Annotated in this window: 15 protein-coding genes; 6 read left to right on the top strand and 9 right to left on the bottom strand. The window is 63.4% G+C overall.

All coding sequences use genetic code 11. The features are described 5' to 3' along the window. Nucleotides 1–3: 3 nt before the first annotated feature. Nucleotides 4–1,329: a PLP-dependent aminotransferase family protein gene (locus ACLH0J_RS17375; protein ID WP_411388293.1), complete on the bottom strand. Its 1,326-nt coding sequence runs from the start codon at nt 1,327–1,329 to the stop codon at nt 4–6. Between the two features lie 91 nt (nt 1,330–1,420). On the opposite strand from ACLH0J_RS17375, the gene ACLH0J_RS17370 reads away from it, so the two are divergent. The 4 genes from ACLH0J_RS17370 (at nt 1,421) to ampC (ending at nt 5,036) form a co-directional block, all read left to right on the top strand. Continuing rightward, nucleotides 1,421–2,335 (top strand): DMT family transporter, encoded by a 915-nt coding sequence (locus ACLH0J_RS17370; protein ID WP_411388292.1) that lies wholly within the window; start codon nt 1,421–1,423, stop codon nt 2,333–2,335. 39 nt (nt 2,336–2,374) lie between these two features. After that, a complete protein-coding gene (locus ACLH0J_RS17365) occupies nt 2,375–2,869 on the top strand; it encodes a PaaI family thioesterase (protein WP_411388291.1) in 495 nt (164 codons plus the stop codon). Nucleotides 2,870–2,913: 44 nt separating this feature from the next. Beyond that, a complete protein-coding gene (gene yghX, locus ACLH0J_RS17360) occupies nt 2,914–3,801 on the top strand; it encodes a YghX family hydrolase (RefSeq protein ID WP_411388290.1) in 888 nt (295 codons plus the stop codon). Nucleotides 3,802–3,881: 80 nt separating this feature from the next. Continuing rightward, complete coding sequence (gene ampC, locus ACLH0J_RS17355) at nt 3,882–5,036, top strand: class C beta-lactamase (protein WP_411388289.1); 1,155 nt, start codon at nt 3,882–3,884, stop codon at nt 5,034–5,036. A 12-nt stretch (nt 5,037–5,048) separates the two neighbouring features. Here the strand turns inward: ampC and ACLH0J_RS17350 are convergent, their stop codons facing one another. The 5 genes from ACLH0J_RS17350 to ACLH0J_RS17330 all read right to left on the bottom strand — a co-directional run bounded on the left by ACLH0J_RS17350 (nt 5,049) and on the right by ACLH0J_RS17330 (nt 12,069). Then, on the bottom strand, nt 5,049–7,940 hold the full coding sequence (locus ACLH0J_RS17350) for a bpX6 domain-containing protein (RefSeq protein ID WP_411388288.1): 2,892 nt from the start codon (nt 7,938–7,940) through the stop codon (nt 5,049–5,051). After that, nucleotides 7,933–9,759 carry a hypothetical protein gene (locus tag ACLH0J_RS17345; protein ID WP_411388287.1) on the bottom strand — a complete coding sequence of 609 codons (1,827 nt, stop codon included), beginning with the start codon at nt 9,757–9,759 and terminating at the stop codon, nt 7,933–7,935. Before ACLH0J_RS17345 ends, ACLH0J_RS17350 begins: the two co-directional genes overlap by 8 nt. Then, nucleotides 9,746–10,192 carry a hypothetical protein gene (locus ACLH0J_RS17340; protein WP_411388286.1) on the bottom strand — a complete coding sequence of 149 codons (447 nt, stop codon included), beginning with the start codon at nt 10,190–10,192 and terminating at the stop codon, nt 9,746–9,748. The genes ACLH0J_RS17345 and ACLH0J_RS17340 overlap by 14 nt, the downstream gene beginning before the upstream one ends. Next, nucleotides 10,189–11,310, bottom strand: coding sequence for an AAA family ATPase (locus tag ACLH0J_RS17335; protein ID WP_411388285.1), 1,122 nt, complete (start codon nt 11,308–11,310; stop codon nt 10,189–10,191). Before ACLH0J_RS17335 ends, ACLH0J_RS17340 begins: the two co-directional genes overlap by 4 nt. A gap of 156 nt (nt 11,311–11,466) precedes the next feature. Then, nucleotides 11,467–12,069, bottom strand: coding sequence for a tRNA-(ms[2]io[6]A)-hydroxylase (locus ACLH0J_RS17330; protein ID WP_411388284.1), 603 nt, complete (start codon nt 12,067–12,069; stop codon nt 11,467–11,469). 154 nt (nt 12,070–12,223) lie between these two features. Here ACLH0J_RS17330 and ACLH0J_RS17325 point away from each other — a divergent pair, with 154 nt between their 5' ends. Further along, the gene (locus ACLH0J_RS17325) at nt 12,224–13,087 is read left to right on the top strand and encodes a universal stress protein (RefSeq protein ID WP_411388283.1); all 864 of its coding nucleotides are present in this window, start codon (nt 12,224–12,226) and stop codon (nt 13,085–13,087) included. A 3-nt stretch (nt 13,088–13,090) separates the two neighbouring features. Here ACLH0J_RS17325 and ACLH0J_RS17320 read toward each other — a convergent pair whose 3' ends face one another. Continuing rightward, on the bottom strand, nt 13,091–13,561 hold the full coding sequence (locus tag ACLH0J_RS17320; RefSeq protein WP_411388282.1) for a DUF1289 domain-containing protein: 471 nt from the start codon (nt 13,559–13,561) through the stop codon (nt 13,091–13,093). Between the two features lie 400 nt (nt 13,562–13,961). On the opposite strand from ACLH0J_RS17320, the gene acnB reads away from it, so the two are divergent. Further along, complete coding sequence (acnB, locus tag ACLH0J_RS17315; protein ID WP_411392848.1) at nt 13,962–16,562, top strand: bifunctional aconitate hydratase 2/2-methylisocitrate dehydratase; 2,601 nt, start codon at nt 13,962–13,964, stop codon at nt 16,560–16,562. A gap of 51 nt (nt 16,563–16,613) precedes the next feature. On the opposite strand, the gene ACLH0J_RS17310 is transcribed toward acnB, so the two are convergent. Together ACLH0J_RS17310 and ACLH0J_RS17305 are read right to left on the bottom strand one after the other, a co-directional pair. Beyond that, nucleotides 16,614–18,266, bottom strand: a complete 1,653-nt coding sequence (locus tag ACLH0J_RS17310; RefSeq protein WP_411388281.1) for a SulP family inorganic anion transporter — start codon at nt 18,264–18,266, stop codon at nt 16,614–16,616. A gap of 143 nt (nt 18,267–18,409) precedes the next feature. After that, a complete protein-coding gene (locus ACLH0J_RS17305; protein WP_411388280.1) occupies nt 18,410–19,687 on the bottom strand; it encodes a serine/threonine transporter in 1,278 nt (425 codons plus the stop codon). Nucleotides 19,688–19,776 lie beyond the last annotated feature (89 nt).

Genomic DNA, 19,776 nt, shown 5'->3' with positions numbered 1-19,776 from the left:
CCCTCACCACACCACCGTCTTGCGCACGGTCGTCAACGCGTCCCGTAGCGCCACCATCTCCACCGACCCCAAGGCCAGGCGCAGCGCATGGGGGACATGGGCCGAGACGGCGAATGGCTCGGCGGTGGACACCGAAATGTGCTCGCGCTGCAGCGCCATGGCGATCTGGTCGGCGCGGGCATCTTCGCCCAGGGGCAACCACAAGAAATACGAGGAAGGATGGCTGATGTACGCCAGCCCCTTGAACACCTGAGCCGCCACGGCTTGCCGCGCCCGCGCGTCCTCGCGCTTTTGCGCTTCCAATTGCGCCACCGTGCCGTCCTCGATCCACGCGACCGCAATGGCACTCATGACCCCCGGCACGTTCCAGATAGTGGCCATGACGGTGCGCTCCAATCCCTTCACCCATGCGAGCGGCGCGGCGATAAAGCCCACGCGCAAACCGGTGGCGACGCTCTTGGACAACCCGCCCACATACACCGTGCGTTCCGGCGCCAATGTCGCCAACGGCGGCGGCGGGTGGTCGGCGAGAAACGCATAGGCCGCATCCTCGATGATCATCAGATCGTGCTGACGGGCGATCGCCACCAGTTGCTCGCGCTGCGCCAACTCCATGACCCAACCCAAGGGGTTATGCAACGTCGGCATGCAGTACACCGCCTGCACCGGGCGCTTGCGACACAGGTCTTGCAACGCATCAAGATCGGGGCCGCTGGCGGTGACTGGTATCGCGAGCATTTCCAGGTGCAGGGTCTCCGCCAGCACTTTGAACCCCGAATACGTCAGTGCGTCGACGGCGATCACATCGCCGGGCTTGAGCCGCGCCATCAGGGTCACCGCCAAACCGTGCTGGGCACCGCTGACCAGCAGCACCTGCCCGGCTTCCACGCTCAGCCCTCGGTTGAGCAGATGGCCCGCCATCGCCGCACGTTCATGCAGGCGGCCGGCGTGGGGCTGGTAACGCAGCAACGCCTCCAGATCGCCGGACAGCGCCAACTGGCGCAACGCCGTGCGCAGCAGTTCCGCCTGACCCGGCAACGACGGGTAGTTGAAATTCAGATCGAGCATGCCCGCCGCGACGTTCATCTGCCCGCTGCCCTGCCCCGGCGGCAACGCGATTTCGCGGACGAACGTGCCCCGGCCGGTTTCCCCGCTGACCAGGCCCATGGCCTCCAGTTCGGCATACACCCGGCTGGCGGTGACCAGCGCCAGGCCCTGGTCGGCCGCCAGTTGGCGATGGGTGGGCAGGCGCGTACCGGGCGCCAGTCTGCCGCTGCGGATGTCGTCGGCAAAGGTATCGACCAGGGATTTGTAGCGAGCGCGTGGCATCGGCGATGTATCCATGACAATTTTTTGATTGTCTTCATCCTGGTCCCTAGGATGCCCGTCACGCAACCTCTCCTTCATCCGGGCTCCCCTCATGGAACGTACCTCAGCGCTCAATCCCCCGAACATCAGCACCCAAGGCTGGATCAACGGCTTTATCGGCGTGGTGATCTTCAGCGGCTCCTTGCCGGCGACGCGCCTGGCGGTGATGGAGTTCGACCCGGTGTTCCTCACCATGCTGCGTGCCACCCTCGCCGCGCTGGTGGGATTGCTCCTGTTGGGGTGCTTCAAGGCCCAGCGCCCCGCCGGCCGCCAATGGGTGGCCCTGGCGATCGTATCCCTCGGCGTGGTGATCGGCTTTCCCCTGCTTACCGCGCTGGCCCTGCAATACGTGACGTCCGCGCATTCCATCGTGTTCATCGGCCTGCTGCCCCTGGCCACAGCGGTGTTTGGCGTACTGCGCGGCGGTGAGCGACCGCGTCCGGTGTTCTGGCTGTTTTCGATCCTGGGCAGCGCGCTGGTGATGGGCTATGCCGTGGCCCAGGGCCTGAGCGCCGCGCCCGCCGGCGATGTGCTGATGCTGTTGGCGGTATTGGTGTGCGGGCTGGGCTACGCCGAGGGCGCCACGCTATCGCGCAGCCTCGGCGGTTGGCAGGTGATCTGCTGGGCCTTGATGGTGGCGCTACCGGTGACGGCGGTGTTGAGCCTGATCCTGGCACCACCGCGGTTCACCGGCATCAGCCTGCCGGCCTGGCTGAGCCTGGGTTATGTGTCGCTGTTCAGCATGCTGATCGGCTTTGTGTTCTGGTACCGCGGGCTGGCCCTGGGTGGCATCGCCGCGGTCGGTCAGTTGCAGTTGCTGCAACCGTTTTTCGGCCTCGCGTTGGCGGCGGGGTTGCTGCATGAGCAGGTCAGCCTGGGCATGCTGCTGGTGACGCTCGCCGTCATCGGCTGCGTGGCCGGCGCCAAGCGTTTCAGTCGAGTGGTTCCCATCCGGCCCACGTCCTGATAAACAGAGCAGTCGCCCGCAAAACAATAAGGACGCTGCATGCACACCCCCTCTCTACAAGACACCACCGCACCGGAAGGCATCTGCTACGGCTGCGGTGGCAGCAACCCCCATGGCCTGCACATCAAAAGCCGCTGGGACAGCGACGGCGTGCACCTGATCGCCGAGCATCTGCCAGACGCCAAATACAGCGGCTGGCCCGACCTGGTCTACGGTGGCCTGATCGCCATGCTGGTGGACTGCCACTCCAACTGGGCCGCCATGGCCTACCACTACCGCGCCGAACAGCGCGAACCCGGGAGCCTGCCGCGTATCGACTGCGTCACCGGCCACCTGGGGATCAAATTCATCAAGCCGACGCCCATGGGCGTGACACTGACATTGCGCGCACGGGTCGAGGGCGAAGTCGGACGCAAAAGCCGGGTGGTCTGCGAGGTTTACGCTGGCGATGTGCTCACGGCGATCGGCGACTCGGTATTCGTGCGCGTGGACACCGGCCAACTGGCGGCGGCCGCCCACGGTCGCGAAGGCTGATCCTGGTCTACAGTGATTGCCACCGCTAATCGAGGACCGATCCGATGACTCGTCTCACCGCGAAAGACTTTGCCCCCGAACTGCTGGAACTCTACGACGGCTACGCCCACGGCACGCTCAACCGCCGTGAGTTTCTCGACCGCGCCGCGCTGTTCACTTTTGGCGGCCTCACCGCCTCGGCCCTGCTGGCGGCCCTGAGCCCCAACTATGCCCTGGCCGAACAGGTGAAATTCACCGACCCGGCTATCGTCGCCGACTACATCACCTACCCGTCGCCCAAGGGCAACGGCACGGTACGCGGCTACCTGGTGCGCCCGGCCAAAGCCGCCGGCAAGTTGCCGGCGGTGGTGGTGGTGCATGAAAACCGCGGCCTGAACCCCTATATCGAAGACGTCGCCCGGCGCCTGGCCAAAGCCGGGTTCATCGCTTTGGCGCCGGATGGCCTGAGCTCCGTCGGCGGCTATCCCGGCAACGATGAAAAAGGCGTCGCGCTGCAACAGACCGTCGACCCGACCAAGCTGATGAACGACTTCTTCGCCGCCATCGAATGGCTGATACACCACGACAGCAGCACCGGCAAGGTCGGCATCACCGGCTTTTGCTATGGCGGCGGCGTGACCAACGCAGCGGCGGTGGCCTACCCGGAACTGGGCGCGGCGGTGTCGTTCTACGGGCGCCAACCCGAGGCCAAGGACGTGCCGAAGATCAAGGCGCCGATCATGCTGCATTACGCTGAACTGGATACGCGGATCAACGAAGGCTGGCCCGCCTATGAAAAAGCCTTGAAAGCCGCCGGCACCCACTATGAGGCCTATATCTACAAGGGCACCAACCACGGTTTCCATAATGACTCGACACCGCGTTATGACGAGGCGGCGGCGAATCTGGCGTGGGAGCGCACGCTGGGGTGGTTCCGTAAATACCTCGTCTGACCCCATTGCCTGGAGCGGTCGGATTGACTTCATCCGCGCCGGCTCTTCAGCCAGTCGAACATGCTCAAGGAAGTGTCTTCATGCCCCACTCATTACGGTGTAGCGCGCGCAGTGCCTGCGCCCTCGCGGCCCTTCTCGCCGCCGGCAACTGCCTGGCCGCCACCGACTTGCGCACAGTGGTCGACGCCAGCGTCAAACCGTTGATGCAGCAGCAAGCCATTGCCGGTCTCGTCGTCGGCGTGGTTCAGGACGGCAAGGCGCGCTACTTCAACTACGGCGTCGCCTCCACAGACGCCCAGCAGCCCGTCAGCGAACACACCTTGTTCGAAATCGGCTCGGTGAGCAAAACCTTCACCGCGACCCTGGCCGGGTATGCCGTAGCCAGCGGCCGACTCAAACTCTCGGCCCCGGCCAGTCAATACCTGCCGGCACTGCGCGGCGGTAAGTTCGATCACATCAGCGTGCTCAACCTCGGCACCTACACCGCCGGCGGCCTGCCCCTGCAGTTCCCGGCGGATACCGACGATAACCCACGCATGATCGGCTACTTCCAACAGTGGAAACCCGACTTCGCCCCCGGCACCCAACGCCTGTATTCCAACCCCAGCCTGGGCCTGTTCGGCTACCTGGCGGCGCAGAGCCTGAAGCAGCCGTTCGACCGGTTGATGGAGCACACCCTGCTGCCCAAGCTCGGGCTCAAGCACACCTACCTGAGCGTGCCGAAAAGCCAGATGAACCTGTACGCCCAAGGCTATGGCAAAGACGGCAAGCCCGTGCGCGTCGGCCCCGGCGCCCTGGACAGCGAGGCCTACGGCATCAAGACCAGCGCCGCCGACCTGCTGCACTACGTTGAGGTGAATATGCACCCGGCACGCCTGGACAAAACCCTCCAGCAAGCGATCGCCACCACCCACACGGGCTACTACAGCGTTGACGGCATGACCCAGGGCCTGGGCTGGGAAATGTACCCCTACCCGATCACACTCGACGCCTTGATCGACGGAAACTCCACACCCATGGCCATGACACCGCACAAGGTCAACTGGCGCACGCCACCACAGGCGCCCCACGCCGATACCCTGGTGAACAAAACCGGCTCCACCAACGGCTTTGGCGCTTATGTGGCGTATGTGCCGAGCAAGGGGTTGGGCGTGGTGATCCTGGCGAACAAGAACTACCCGAACGCCGAACGGGTGAAAGTGGCCCATGCGATCTTGAGTGCGATGGACCACTGATGCCGGGCCTGTTCAGCGCAGGCTGAGGTGACGCTGACTGGCGTTATCGAGATTGATATGGCTCAGGCGCCCCTGGTCATCGAACAACAGCCAGTCCGCCCCCAGGCGCCGCGCATGGGCCCGCGCTGGCGGCCAGTGCAGACTGACGCAGAGCCGGTCGCTGGCGCGGTGAATGAACTGCCAGCAAGTGCCACCCTGCGCGACGCCGTAGCGAATCAGCAACCAGTCCTCGAACAGAAATGGCCAGACGCTCTCATCCCACTCTGCCTCCCCCAGAGTGCCCGGCAAGCGGTAGCCCTTGCGCACTGCGCCCTGTTTCAGCACCAGTATCGGCGCCCCTTCTTTGTCGTGTTTGATCAGGTACTGCGCCGCTTCACCGGTGGCACTGGGCTCCGCGAAATCCGCCTCGGCGACCTTCATCCCTGGGTCACGACTGATCAAGCGCCGCTCGGGCAAACGGTAATGCCAGAGCGCGAAACTCCCGTCCACGTCCAACAGCCACAGGTACTCATTGTGAGCATCCGTCTGGAGGGCATGCACCGGCGCCGGCAAATCAGCCACCTGCCATAGCGCTTCGAAACCATGATCGACGTCCACCACCCGCAACGCTCGTTCATGCCCGACGGTCCAGGCGCTGCCGTCAAATACGTTGGCAAATACATCCAGGGCCAGGACGCCAAGATCGGTGGCCGTACGATTGACCAGGTCCAACTTGCTGATGCGCCACAGCCTGTCGCGACGGGTCAACGCCAGCGCCACCTGGAGGCTATGGGCAATGACGATGTGCTGCGCCGGCACCGCAAAATGAAACAGCGTCCTGCCCCGCGCATCCACCACGCTCGCCCCCGATTCCCCCAACGCCACCAGGTAACGCTCATCGTCCAGGGGCACGGCGTCCAGGATCGGGCGATTGCCCGCCTCAGGCGCGGACCACTCCAGCGTGCCGGCCATTCGGTGCAACGCAGCAACGACCGGACGTTTCAACGCCTGGCCGGGTAAATCCGCCTGGAGCAGTTTGTCCCGGCTCATCTTGACCAGCGCCTGCATCTGACTGAGGTCCAAACGCCCGTGGCCACTGTATTGATCGGCCAGAATCGCGTGAACGGTGGCGCCTGTCAGCCAGGCCAGGGCCGTGGTTTCGGATTTGTGCAACAGCAACGCTTCAGCCAGGGCCGCCCGTTCGCTGGCGCGCGCGGGATCGTCGCGCAATTGCTCCACCCACTCGCCATAGGCCTCCAGCGTGTGCGGCAGCAAGATCGCGCGTTTGACCAGTGCGCCCATGGCCAGGCGCCCGCCGGCGGCTTCGGCATTCAGCAGCCATTGGGCGGCGCGGGGACGCTCGGCGGGCAGGCTCCAGATCACGTCGACCGCTTGCAGCCACAGGCCTTTGGCGATCAGCGATTGCGCCCATTCCAGGCGCAAACGCTCGGCCATCTCCGGCGACTTGGCCTGGAGCATCACCAGCGCATCGGCGAAGGCATTGTCGCGCCGCGCCACCAGCAAGGCGCGCTGCCAGTTCTCGGCCAGGCACAGCAGGCGCACGATCACCGCCGGCGGCATATCCCAGGCCAGCGCCAGGTCAGCGGCCTGCTGATAGCGCGCGTGTTTTTCCAGGTAATCGAGGGCTTGCTGCCGTTCCTTGAGCAGCTCGGCGAGCACAAATACGGCTTCTTCAACCCGGCCAGCGTGGTCGAGACGCTCGAAGGTTTGGCGATAGACCCGGCGCAGATGCTCGGTCAAATCCTCGTCGAACAACATCGCGCGGCTTGGCCCGCTCTGTTGGCTCAGCGTCAGGTCCTGGCGCCGCTGCGGCGTGCCGAAGCTCTGTTCGCCACTGGAGGGCTCAGCGTTCAACGGGATGGCGTGGCGCAAGGCCTCTTCAAAGTCACCGTCCTCGAACATCTCCAGCATGCGCCGCATATAAGCGGCCTGACGCTTGCCGTACAACTTGGACAGCTGTGAATTCGCGGTCAGGCGGGTCAGCCAGCGGCGCCAGGCGGCAGGCTTGTGGCGACGTGCCTCGGCACGCGGTGCAACGCCGGGTGCCGTCGCGGCGGCCGGCGCGACCGGCGTTGTCGCCGGGCGGCGGCGCAGGAAGCGATTCAGGCCCATTAACAGGCCGGTAAAAAACACCGCACCCAGTAATGTCGCCAGGATCACGCCGCTGAACGATTCCCGGCGCTCGGCGGGTATCGGTGACGAGGGTACAGGCTGGCCTTGGGTCGCCATCCAGACGAACGCCGCCAGCAGCGCCATGGTCGCGCCCAGCTTGAGTACAGGAAAAGAGCTCGGCTCGTGGGCAGCCCAAGGGTCGCCAGCGGGCGAAGCCGCAGCGGCGGGTGGGCGCTTCGGCGCATTGCGCTGACGCTCGATCAGCGCCTGCATCACCCCTTCCCGCTCCGGGCTGACCGGTTCCAGGTGCCCACCGAGAATTTCCCGTACATCGGTGACCACCGGTTCCGGCAGTCGCGCCACCAACGGGGCATGGCAGTCGAATGTATCGAGCAGCGTGTACATGCTGATATCCAGCCACTGCCCCGGTACCAGTAATTGGGCATCGCGCAACTGCAAGGCGTGCACCTGGCCGCCGCGCACCAGCCACAGGTCGGCGAAGGGCAAGGCTTGCAGCTCCTGCGGGTCCAACCGTGCCGAGCATAAGCCACGTCCCTGACGCACCAGCGGCCAACCGGCCAGGGCCTCGCACAGCATCGATTCGGGCCGCGCGAACTGCAACAGGTCGCCGTCGGCAAAACGATGGGCACGGGCGCCGGGCTGCCAGTGCGCAAGGATCAGCCCGGCGCGCTCCTGCATGCCAAAACGCTCACAGGAAAACCACAGCCCATCGACGGGTTGATACCCCGTCAACAACGGGCGCCGGACGCGTATTCCTTCCTGATCAAGCATGGTCACGCTCGTGAGTTAACAACGGTACCTGGTTGCACATGACTTGCAGGCGCATGGCCCGCTCTGCCACCGAGTAGACCAACAGTTCCCGGGCGCTGGTCAGCACGGCGACCAGGCCACTCATGGGGCAGAAGGTCGCCCGGGCAATCGGCGCAGAGGTGGTGAACAGCACGCGCTGCGAGCCCTCGGCGTAAACACCGACGGTGTCTTGGCCGGGGCCCAGCACGACCAATGAATGCACCGCGTGCACGCCGACTCCACAGAGCAGCCCGATGGCTTTCCAGCCGGGGGCCAGGTCAATCTGGGCGGCTTTCGTTGGGAAGCTGTCGTGAGTGACCACGCGCCAACGTTGGCTGCCGAGGTTATCGGTCAGCAGCGCGCACCCCCCAAAGTTGGACCTCCAAAAAGGGCTCGTCGCAAACAACACCTGGCTGACCCCATTGGACGCCCCGACCGCGTAACTGCCCGACCTCAACCCATCGCCCGTGCAGGCATAGACCACCACTTGCGCGCCTTCACTGCGTGCGTAGGCCAGGGTCAATGTGTCGACCTGCCCCAGGCTGATGACATTGTCGGTGATCTCGCAGCCATAACGTTCCGGGGCGTGGCGCATGCTGCTTTGCCAGCAGGCGAGCCGGCCCTTGCTCTCCAGCAGGTAGAGTCGCTCGTTCTTTTGACTGCGCAACCATACCGACGGCAGCAGCGTCGCCGTGCCAGCGGGCAGGTGCAGGTGTTCGGCGGGCGGTTTGGCGACGGCCGCGATGCCCGGAATGTTCCAGAAGCTCAAGGTATGGTCACTGCTGAGCACCGCCCCCAGGCTGCGGTAGTGAAAGCTCATGCTCAGCGCCCGTTGCTGACCCGACCACAGGCGACGGCGCACTTCCAGGGGCTTTTTCTGGTTCCTGGAGGGCAGCTTGATCACCACCATTCCCGTTTCATCCAGCATCCGCAGGGCGACATGACTGCCAGAACCGGAGATCACCGGCGGCAAGGTCAGCGCAACGCGCGGAACCACACCAGTCCTGATCGCCGGCGGCGCCTTGACCTCATGCTCGAACTGGCCCTTGAGCAAGGGCACAGCGTACTGGGCCGCTGGCATCGGCAGCGATACGCGTCGCACCTGGCCGGCCTTTAACTCGAACGACAAGCTATGCCCATCCAGGCTGCGGCTGATGTGAACGTGGTGAGTGCAATGCCGGGCGTCATCCGGCGGCAGACGCTGCCCGACCCTCCAGCACTCACCCACCGGCGTGTCCTGCGTAGCCAACCAGTCACTCCAGGCGCGCCAATGGCTGTCGCCCACCCCCTCGTAAGTACGGGCGTTGAGCAAGCGCTTGAGTTGCGTCGCGCCATCCAGCGCATGCAATACCGGCGCGCCTTGCAGGATGCCCCAGCGCAGCTCGGCGCCGGCCTCTTCGGCACGCCGTGCCAAGAGCACCAACAACGCGACATGCACCAGTCGCGCAGCGCCCAACTGCAAGGGGCCGGCGTCGAACAACACGACGATCAGGCGGTTGGCTTCGCGGGCGCGGTATTGGGGGGCCAGGAACATATGCTCGCCACCGACCGCGCGGCGCAGAAATTCATCGGGGACTTCCTCGGCCAGCAACCATTCACTGGACAGCAGGCGATCATACGGACCACGACGCTGCAGGTCGCCCAGACCGTCAGGCTCGGGCACACCGCCTTGCTGCAGGCCGCGCAAGGGACCGAGCAGCGGATTGAGGCGCCCCAGCAGGTCGGCAAACAGCGGCAGGTGTTCAGGGGCAAACCATTCCAGCCAGTGCCGCCAGGGTTGCAGGGCTTCAGGCAGTTGCATCGAGCGCCCCCCAGTGGACAGCGATGCGCTGCAAATGATCGGCACACACGGGCAACAGGCGATCCAGCGGGATCACCGCCCGGGGCTCGCGCCACAGCAACAACGGCGAGCGTTTGAAGCGTGCCGCCAGCGCTTGGCCCAGCACATCCACCGCCACCGTCGGCTCCCAATTGGTCGGTAACCACAAGCCCGGCGCGGCATCGACGGGCGCGGCGTAGGCCACTCCATCGATCCAGGGCAGATCGACGCCGGCACCGGTGACCACCAGAACCTCGCCATTGGCAGTCGCCTGCAGACGCGCGGCGTGTTCCGGAGCCAGGCGCAGCAAGCGCGCATGCAGGCGCCGCGCGGCGTCCCCCCAGGCGACCGCCGCCTGCGGCTCGGTCGGCACCGGTCGCGAACGCCAGGTCCAACGATGCAGCGCGGCACTCATGGCGCGGCGGTCAGCAAGCGAGTCAATTGCCCGCGCGCTTGCTGCAACGGCTCAGGCAGGGTGAGGCTATTGAAGTTGGCGTCTATTTCCCGGAGCAGGCCTTCGAGCACCGGGCTGGCCGGTGGTTCGCTGCGCGCCAGGTAGTCCTCGGCAGTTTCCAGCAAGCGATTGAAGCGCGACATGGGCTGCAACGTGGCTTCTTCCACCGCGCTGAACAGATGACGGTTGCTGGAGGCGGCAAACAGATCACGCAGCACCTCGCGACCATGCTGCTGGGTTTCCTTGGTCGGCAACACGTACAACAGTGGCCACAGGTCGGCATCGCTGGCTTGCAGGCGCCCGCCCAACAACGCGGCCGCCGCGATCAGCCGCTGGGACTTGACGATGCGTCGATCCGACAACTGAATGCCGGCCTCACGCAGACGCCGGATCGCCTGAGCCAGCACTGGCCGCACGGGGTTGAGGTCGACGTTTTTCAGCGCTTGCCCAAGCGTGTCCAACTGCGTCAGGCCAAGCAGTTGCGGGACCGGCCGCTGTTCCGACTGCCAGCCACCGGCGAGCATGGCCTCCAACTGGTTATCCGGCACCGACTCGACAAACAGGTGCAACAGGAAGCGATCGCCGAACGCCGCCAGCGCCTCATCGTCCGGCAGGCCGTTGGCGGCGCCGACGCATACGCGCAGCGGGCATTGGATCTGGGTGTGGCCACGGCGAAAACGGCGCTCGTTGAGCACGCCCAGCAAGGTATTGAGGATGGCGGTCGAGCCCAGGAAGACTTCATCGAGAAACACGATATCGGCTTCCGGCAGCATGCCGCTGACATCGGTTTCGACGCTGCCTTCGCGCAGTTTCTTCAGGTCCACCGCGCCGAACAGTTCCGACGGCTCGGTGAAACGCCCCAGCAGGTACTCGAAGTAACGCCCGCCCATGGACTGAGCCACGCGCCGGACCACCGCACTTTTGGCGGTACCGGGCGGGCCGACGACCAAGATGTGCTCCTGTGCCACCGCGGCCAGCACAATCAACTCGGCCAGTTGCTCACGCCCGACCAGGCCCTCGGTGGCCGCACGCACGGCGTGGCGAATTTGCGCGGCAGCGCTGTGCAACGGCTCTAGCATGGGTGTCTTCCCTGAAACCAAAGCGCGCAATTTAGCCTGGGGCCAAGGTATTAGCAAAGTGTTGTTACACTCGCCCGACAAGCATCAGGATCGCACAGTGGCATGAGCGACTGGGGTTGACCCGTTAGCCCCTTGGCAGTGGGCGTAGCGAGCGCCTCAGGCCGGCACACCACTGTGAAAGCGGAACTCGATGTCGGGGGATTCGATCAGTTCCTGCTCGGCCGCCCTCACCCGCTCGATCACCTGGGCGATGTCCTTGGCGTCGCCGTACTGATAGGCCAGCTTCAGGTACCCCTGGTAGTGCCGCGCCTCGCTTTTCAGCAAACCGAAGTAGAACCTGCCAAGCTCCTCGTCCAAATGCGGCACCAGCGCCTCGAAACGCTCGCAACTGCGCGCTTCGATAAACGCCCCGACCACCAGCGTGTCCACCAGTTTGACCGGCTCGTGGCTGCGTACCACCTTGCGCAACGCCGAGGCATAGCGTCCGGCGTGCAACTGGCGCAGCTCGACTTTGCGCTTTTTCATCAGGCGCATGACTTGTTCGTGGTGCACCAATTCTTCCCGGGCCAGGCGCGACATCATGTTGATCAGGTCGACATGGCTGTGGTATTTCGCGATCAGGCTCAGGGCGGTGCTGGCGGCTTTGAATTCGCAGTTCTTGTGGTCGATCAGCAGCGTGTCCTGATTGGCCAGCGCAGCCTGGACCCAGGCATCAGGGGTGCGGCAACCGAGGAATTCGTGGATTTCGGGCAGGTTCATCGGGCTCACGGGTCAAGAATCACAAAAGGGCGCCGATTATACCGACAGCGCCGCAGACCACCAGCCACTGGACTTGATGTGCATCAACATGACGTCTGACGAGCAGCAACTATAGTTGTCCCACACCCCGCTCTTTATTCTTGGAGATCCGTCCATGCAAGCTATCCGCAGCATTCTGGTGGTGATCGAGCCCGAGCATTCGGAAAGCCTGGCCCTCAAGCGCGCCAAGCTGATCGCCGGGGTTACCGGCGCGCACCTGCACCTGCTGGTGTGCGACAGGAAGCGTGAGCACTCGGCGCTGTTAAGCCTGCTCAAGTCCGGCTTGCAGGAGGACGGCTACAGCGTCACCACCGAGCAGGCGTGGAATGAAAGCCTGCATGAAACCATCATCGATGTGCAGCAGGCCGAAGGCTGTGGGTTGGTGATCAAGCAGCACTTCCCCGACAGCCCGTTGAAAAAGGCGCTGCTGACGCCGGGAGACTGGAAGCTGTTGCGCTACTGCCCCACACCCGTACTGCTGGTGAAAACGTCGAAGCCGTGGACCGGTGGCGTGATCCTGGCCGCCGTCGATGTCGGCAATACCGACAACGAACACCGCTCGCTGCACTACTCGATCATCGACTATGGCTTCGACATCGCCAACATGGCCAAGGCGCAGTTTCACGTGATCAGCGCCCATCCCTCGCCGATGCTTTCAGCGGCAGACCCGACGTTCCAGCTCAAAAGCACCATCGAGGCGCGCTATCGCGAGCAGTGCCAGGCGTTCCAGGCTGAGTTCGATCTGGACGATGCACACCTGCATGTCGAGGAAGGCCCGGCGGATGTACTGATTCAGCACTTCGTGCGCAAGTTGCAGGCGACGCTGACCATCATCGGCACTGTGGCGCGTACCGGGATTTCCGGCGCTTTGATCGGCAATACCGCCGAGGTGGTGCTGGATGCGGTGGAAAGCGATGTGCTGGTGCTCAAGCCGCAAGCGCTGATGACTCAGCTGGAAGCGCTGGCGAGCAAACGCTGACCGTCAGGCGCCGAACGTTTCCTGGAGAAACCCCGGCGCGATATAGCGCTGGTAATGGGCTTCGGACAAGATAAAAAACTCGCGGTCGATGGCATCGCGCAGGTCCGGCAAGGCCCATTCACGAAACTCCGGCAGCAGCACCATCCCGTAGGCCTCCAGGTTGCTGATCACCCGCGCGCCACGGGCAATCAACTGGTAGGCCCAGCAATACTCGGACTGGTGCGGCACGAAGCGAATCTTGCGCTGCTCGAGCTGGCCGCGCAGTTTTTTCGGGTCGAAGACTTCGAGCTTGCCGGCCATCACTTGTACCAACAGCTGTTCCAACCGCAGCCAGACCGCGCGTTTTTCTTCTTCGTTATAGCCATTCCACTGGATCACCTCGTGGTGGAAACGCTTGCAGCCGCGACACACAAGATCGCCATAGACCGTGGAACACAGGCCGACGCAGGGGGTCTTGATGGTGTGGTTGGACATGGGTAACGACACGCAGATCAGCGAAACAGTGCACCATCTTAGCCCTTTGTCTAACCTTCATCACCCGTCAAACTTGGCTTGGCAACTTACCTTTAGATTTTTTTTGCCGTAGAATCATCCGGCCTTGTAAGGCGCCAATAATCCGCTGGAAGCTGTTTTCAAAGCGTCACGAGCACAGTCTTTCCTTCAGAACGGTGTTGGCGATAATGAACGACCCGGTAGGTCGATCATCAGCGCCAACCCTCATCAGCTCCGTTCTGCAGGCGTAAAACTTTGAAAGCAGCTTCTGTAGGGAATGCCGGCAGCGCTGGCTTTGTGGCCCAAAAAGCCCCCGAGCGCATGCGTGCCGTTCATTTCTGGATGAGCGTCCCCCGTGGGACCACTGATGAGGGTAATAACTGTGCTTGAAGCCTATCGCAAACATATCGAAGAGCGTGCAGCACTGGGAATCGTTCCCCAGCCGCTTAATGCCGAACAAACCGCAGGCCTGGTCGAGCTGCTGAAAAATCCCCCGGCTGGCGAAGAAGAATTTCTCGTTGACCTGATCACCAACCGCATTCCACCAGGTGTTGACGAAGCTGCCTACGTCAAAGCTGGTTTCCTGTCTGCCCTGGCCAAGGGCGAAGCCACTTCCCCCCTGATCGACAAGAAACGCGCTGTTGAACTGCTTGGCACCATGCAAGGCGGCTACAACATCGTGACGTTGGTCGACCTGCTGGACAACGCCGAACTGGCACCTGTCGCGGCTGCCCAACTCAAGCACACCCTGCTGATGTTCGATGCGTTCCACGACGTGGCCGAAAAAGCCAAGAAAGGCAACGCACACGCCAAGGCCGTGATCCAGTCCTGGGCCGACGGCGAGTGGTTCAAGAACCGTCCGACCCTGGCCGACAAGATCAGCCTGCGCGTGTTCAAGGTTTCCGGTGAAACCAACACCGACGACCTGTCCCCTGCCCCGGACGCCTGGTCCCGCCCTGACATCCCGCTGCACGCCCTGGCCATGCTGAAAATGGCTCGCGACGGCATCGTGCCGGACGAGCAAGGCAAGACCGGCCCGATGAAGCAGATCGAAGAAATGCGCGGCCAAGGCTTCCCGATCGCCTACGTTGGCGACGTGGTCGGTACCGGTTCGTCGCGTAAGTCGGCAACCAACTCCGTACTGTGGTTCTTCGGCGACGACGTTCCTTACGTACCGAACAAGCGTGCCGGCGGTTTCTGCTTCGGCAGCAAGATCGCTCCGATCTTCTACAACACCATGGAAGATGCTGGCGCACTGCCAATCGAGTTCGACGTCTCCAAGCTGAACATGGGCGACGTGATCGACCTGTACCCGCATGCGGGCAAAGTCTGCAAGCACGGCACCGACGAAGTCCTGACCACCTTCGAAATGAAGACCCCGGTCCTGTTGGACGAAGTCCGCGCCGGTGGCCGTATCCCGCTGATCATCGGCCGTGGCCTGACCGAGAAGGCGCGTACCGAACTGGGTCTGCCACCGTCCGACCTGTTCAAGAAGCCTGAAGCACCTGCCGAAAGCACCAAGGGTTTCACCCTGGCGCAGAAGATGGTCGGCAAGGCCTGCGGCGTGGCTGGCGTTCGTCCAGGCACCTACTGCGAGCCTAAGATGACCACCGTGGGTTCCCAGGACACCACCGGTCCAATGACCCGTGACGAACTGAAAGACCTGGCATGCCTGGGCTTCTCGACCGACCTGGTGATGCAGTCCTTCTGCCACACCGCGGCCTATCCGAAGCCGATCGACGTGACCACCCACCACACCCTGCCTGACTTCATCATGACCCGTGGCGGTGTATCGCTGCGTCCAGGCGATGGCATCATCCACAGCTGGCTGAACCGCATGCTGCTGCCGGACACCGTCGGTACCGGTGGTGACTCCCACACCCGTTTCCCGATGGGCATCTCGTTCCCGGCCGGTTCTGGCCTGGTAGCGTTTGCCGCAGCCACTGGCGTCATGCCACTGGACATGCCGGAATCGATCCTGGTGCGCTTCAAAGGCAAAATGCAACCTGGCATCACCCTGCGTGACCTGGTTCACGCCATTCCTTACTACGCGATCCAGGCTGGCCTGCTGACCGTAGAGAAGAAAGGCAAGAAGAACGCCTTCTCCGGCCGCATCCTGGAAATCGAAGGCCTGGACAACCTGAGCATCGAACAAGCCTTCGAGCTGTCCGACGCCTCGGCTGAACGTTCGGCTGCCGGTTGCACCATCAAGCTGTCGAAAGAATCGATCACCGAATACCTGAACTCCAACATCACCCTGCTGCGCTGGATGATCGGCGAAGGCTACGGCGATGCACGCACCCTGGAACGTCGCGCCCAAGCGATGGAAGCCTGGGTTGCCAACCCGGAGCTGATGGTGGCCGATGCCGACGCGGAATACGCCGAAGTGATCGAGATCGACCTGGCCGACATCAAGGAGCCTGTGCTCTGCGCGCCAAACGATCCGGACGACGCCCGTCTGCTGTCCAGCGTTGCTGGCGAGAAGATCGACGAAGTGTTCATCGGTTCGTGCATGACCAACATCGGTCACTTCCGCGCTGCCGGTAAACTGCTGGATCAGGTCAAGGGTCAGCTGCCAACCCGTCTGTGGCTGTCGCCGCCGACCAAGATGGACGCTCACCAACTGACCGAAGAAGGCTACTACGGCATCTACGGCAAGGCTGGCGCGCGCATGGAAATGCCGGGCTGCTCGCTGTGCATGGGTAACCAGGCACGTGTAGAACCGAATTCGACCGTTGTGTCGACCTCGACCCGTAACTTCCCGAACCGTCTGGGCGATGGCGCCAACGTCTACCTGGCTTCGGCCGAGCTGGCGTCGGTGGCTTCGATCCTGGGTCGCCTGCCGACCGTCGAGGAGTACATGGAGTACGCCGCGAAGATCAACACCATGGCCAGCGATGTGTACCGCTACCTGAGTTTCGATCAGATCGCCGAGTTCCGTGAAAGCGCTGCAAACGCCAACATCCCGGTGCTGCAAGCCTAAGGGTGTGTTGATGTAAAGGACGCCGCGTATCGCAAGATACGCGGCGTTTTTTTATGCCTGGGAACTGCCCTGCAGCGCCAGTTTCACCGCACCGTCGACGCTCAAGCCGCTGAGCAACACCTGTGGCGCCGCGGCTTCGGGCAGTGACTGCAACACCTCATGAGCATCATGGCGCACCCGCGCCAGCACCAATTGCTTACCCTCCCCCCGCACCTGGGCAAAAAAAGCGGCCAGGGCTTCGACGCTGGTGCCGTCCAGATCAGGGGATTCTTCCAGGCTCAACACTACCGTCTGCGCGGATGAGTGACGTATCAAGCGCAGGGCGGCCCCGAGGATGCGCTCGGCATTGGCGAAAAACAGCGCTTCGCTCGGCCGGATGATCAACGTCCCCGGAACGGCCTGCGCATCGGCATGGTGCAGGCGATCCACGAAGTCATGACTGTCGCCCAGGCGCCCCAGCACCTGGATATCCGCTGCCGACATCTGGCGCAACATCAACACCACACTGATCGCCACCGACAACAGCAAACCATCCAGCACACCGAGCACCAGCACGGCCGCTACCGCACACACCACCAGCAAGCGGTCGCGCCGCCACAGGAAGTAACGTCCCAGGGGCTGCAGGCTCAAACCTCGAGCCAGGGCATAGATGACCACCGCCGCCAGCACCGGCTCCGGCGTGAGCGCCACATACGGCAGTACGGTCAGCACAATCACCAGAATCACCAGCGCCGCGACAATCCCGGCCATCCGCGAATAGGCGCCAGCGGCCTCGTTGGCCGAAGTCGCCGAGTACCCGGCGCCCGTCGGCATGCCGTGGAACAACCCGGACACCAGGTTGGCAGCGCCCAGCGCGAGCAAATCGCGGTTGGATGACACGCGATCGCCATGCTTGAGGGCGAAGGAACTGATGGAGCCGTAAGACTCCGCGTACAAAATCATGACCAACGCGAACGCCAATTCCCCCAGGCGCAGCCAGTCGGCAAACGGCAGGACGGGCAGATGCCCCAGCTCCAGGCGCAGGTCGATCAGGCCGATCAGTGCGACGCCGTGGGCCTGCAGGTTCAGGCCCTGGCCAGCGGCAATGCCCAGCACGATCACCACCAGCCCGCCGGGCAAGCGCGGAACGCGGGCGCATAGCCAGAGGACGATCAATGCCACGGCCGCCACCGCCGCAGCGGGCCAATTCCAGCGCGGCAGTTGCTCCAGCAACTGCGGCAGGAAGCGGATCAGGTTGTTATCGGTCAGGTGCACGCCCACCACACTGGCCAACTGCTTGAGGATGATGGTCAGCGCCAGGCCGAAGGCAAACCCGCGCAAGACCGGCTTGGCAATAAACGACGTTACGCCACCGAGCCTGAGCAGCCCGGCCAGGAGAAAAAACACGCCAATGAGCAGCACCAGCCCGAAGGCCAGGGACAGCCTCAACGCCGGGTCATCACCGGCCAGGCTGGCCGTGGCCGCCGCCAATACAGCGGCCGATGACGACGTGGCCGACACAATGGCAAAGCGGCTGGTGCCGAACACGCCGTAGCACACCAGCCCGGCAAACAACGCGATGACCCCGGCCTGGGGTGGCAGCGCCGCGATGCTGGAATAGGCCACGGCCTCCGGCAGCAACAAACCGGCAATGGATAACCCGGCGAGCAGGTCCTGGGTACGATTAGGCGGTACAACAACTGGCGTATCGGTTTGAGTATTCAATCGGCCCAATCCATCCTGGCAAATAACGTGCGCCAGCTTAACGCTCATTGCCCGGCTGTGGTTGAGCCCAGTCAGGTTTTCCTTGCACAAAAAAGGCCGATTCGCGGTGCGCGCGAATCGGCCTTTAGGGGCGAATCCCGCCGTCAGGACAGCAGCGAATAAATCAATGCAGTAATCGCCACCAGGCCTACCGCCGTGACAAACACATTGGACGCCTGCCCACGGTACTTGGCCATCGCCGGCACCTTGCGGATCGCGTACATCGGCATCAGGAACAGGATCGACGCAATGATCGGCCCGCCCAGGGTCTCGATCATGCGCAGGATGCTGGGATTGAGCGTGGCAACGATCCAGCACACCACCAGCATGAAGGCGGCGGTCATGCGGTCCAGCGCCTTCGGCGTGGGGCGACGGCCGCTTTTGAGCACCAGGCCCTTGAGGCCTTCGCTGGCGCCGATGTAGTGGCCCAGGAACGACTTGGCGATCGCCACGAACGCGATCAATGGCGCGGCAAACTCGATGGTCGGATTATTGAAGTGGTTGGCCAGGTACGACAGGATCGACAGGTTCTGCTGCTTGGCTTCAGCCAACTGCGCCGGCGACAACGTCAGCACGCAGCTGAACACGAAGAACAGCACCATCACCACCATCAACAGGTGCGCGCGGGACAGGATCTGCGAACTGCGCTCATCGGCGTTCGCGCCGTACTGACGCTTCTGGTCGACCGCAAACGCCGAGATGATCGGCGAATGGTTGAACGAGAACACCATCACCGGAATCGCCAGCCACAGGGTATTGAGCAACGCGGACGGCGCAGGTACCACGCTGGCGGTGCTGAGAATGCCGCCATTCCAATGGGGCACCAGGTACACCGCCAGGAACAGCAACGCCACGATAAACGGATACACCATCAGGCTCATGGCCTTGACGATAGCTTGCTCGCCGCAGCGCACCACAGCCAGCAGGCCCAGGATCAGCACAAACGACAGGATCGCCCGTGGCGGTGGCTGGATGTGCAACTGGTGCTCCATGAAGCTGCCGACAGTGTTGGTCAGCGCCACGCTGTAGATCAGCAGGATCGGGAAAATCGCAAAGAAGTACAGCAAGGTGATCAATGCACCGGCCCTGATGCCGAAATGCTCTTCGACCACGTCGGTGATGTCGGAACCCTCTCGACCGGACAGCACGAAACGGGTCAGGCCACGGTGGGCAAAGAACGTCATCGGGAAGGCCAGCACCGCCAGGACCATCAACGGCCAGAAGCCGCCCAGGCCGGCGTTGATCGGCAAGAACAAGGTCCCGGCGCCAATGGCGGTGCCAAACAGGCCGAGCATCCAAGTGGTGTCCTGGCGGCTCCAGCTTGTGAGGGTTACAGGTGTCGTTGCATAGCGTTCGTCGACGCTATTGGCCTGATCATTCATCCGGTCGGATCTCCGCATTTGCACGGTCGGGGCGAGTCAGAAAAACCCGACAGGCAGCGCCCCAACCCTAGAAGGGGCGCGATTGTCCG

This window comes from Pseudomonas sp. MPB23, from assembly GCF_046605395.1.
In the GTDB taxonomy this organism is placed as follows: Bacteria; Pseudomonadota; Gammaproteobacteria; order Pseudomonadales; family Pseudomonadaceae; genus Aquipseudomonas.
The sequence above is the reverse complement of the archived record's forward strand: the minus strand, read 5'-3'. Positions and strand labels throughout refer to the sequence as shown.

What these genes read in the sequence shown, in the direction of transcription:
- ACLH0J_RS17340 (WP_411388286.1), bottom strand. Translation starts at nt 10,192, where the DNA reads ATGAGTGCCGCGCTGCATCGTTGGACCTGGCGTTCGCGACCGGTGCCG.
- ACLH0J_RS17370 (WP_411388292.1), top strand. Translation starts at nt 1,421, where the DNA reads ATGGAACGTACCTCAGCGCTCAATCCCCCGAACATCAGCACCCAAGGC.
- ACLH0J_RS17365 (WP_411388291.1), top strand. Translation starts at nt 2,375, where the DNA reads ATGCACACCCCCTCTCTACAAGACACCACCGCACCGGAAGGCATCTGC.
- ACLH0J_RS17350 (WP_411388288.1), bottom strand. Translation starts at nt 7,940, where the DNA reads ATGCTTGATCAGGAAGGAATACGCGTCCGGCGCCCGTTGTTGACGGGG.
- yghX (WP_411388290.1), top strand. Translation starts at nt 2,914, where the DNA reads ATGACTCGTCTCACCGCGAAAGACTTTGCCCCCGAACTGCTGGAACTC.
- ACLH0J_RS17330 (WP_411388284.1), bottom strand. Translation starts at nt 12,069, where the DNA reads ATGAACCTGCCCGAAATCCACGAATTCCTCGGTTGCCGCACCCCTGAT.
- ACLH0J_RS17320 (WP_411388282.1), bottom strand. Translation starts at nt 13,561, where the DNA reads ATGTCCAACCACACCATCAAGACCCCCTGCGTCGGCCTGTGTTCCACG.
- ACLH0J_RS17335 (WP_411388285.1), bottom strand. Translation starts at nt 11,310, where the DNA reads ATGCTAGAGCCGTTGCACAGCGCTGCCGCGCAAATTCGCCACGCCGTG.
- ACLH0J_RS17345 (WP_411388287.1), bottom strand. Translation starts at nt 9,759, where the DNA reads ATGCAACTGCCTGAAGCCCTGCAACCCTGGCGGCACTGGCTGGAATGG.
- ampC (WP_411388289.1), top strand. Translation starts at nt 3,882, where the DNA reads ATGCCCCACTCATTACGGTGTAGCGCGCGCAGTGCCTGCGCCCTCGCG.
- ACLH0J_RS17325 (WP_411388283.1), top strand. Translation starts at nt 12,224, where the DNA reads ATGCAAGCTATCCGCAGCATTCTGGTGGTGATCGAGCCCGAGCATTCG.
- ACLH0J_RS17305 (WP_411388280.1), bottom strand. Translation starts at nt 19,687, where the DNA reads ATGAATGATCAGGCCAATAGCGTCGACGAACGCTATGCAACGACACCT.
- ACLH0J_RS17375 (WP_411388293.1), bottom strand. Translation starts at nt 1,329, where the DNA reads ATGCCACGCGCTCGCTACAAATCCCTGGTCGATACCTTTGCCGACGAC.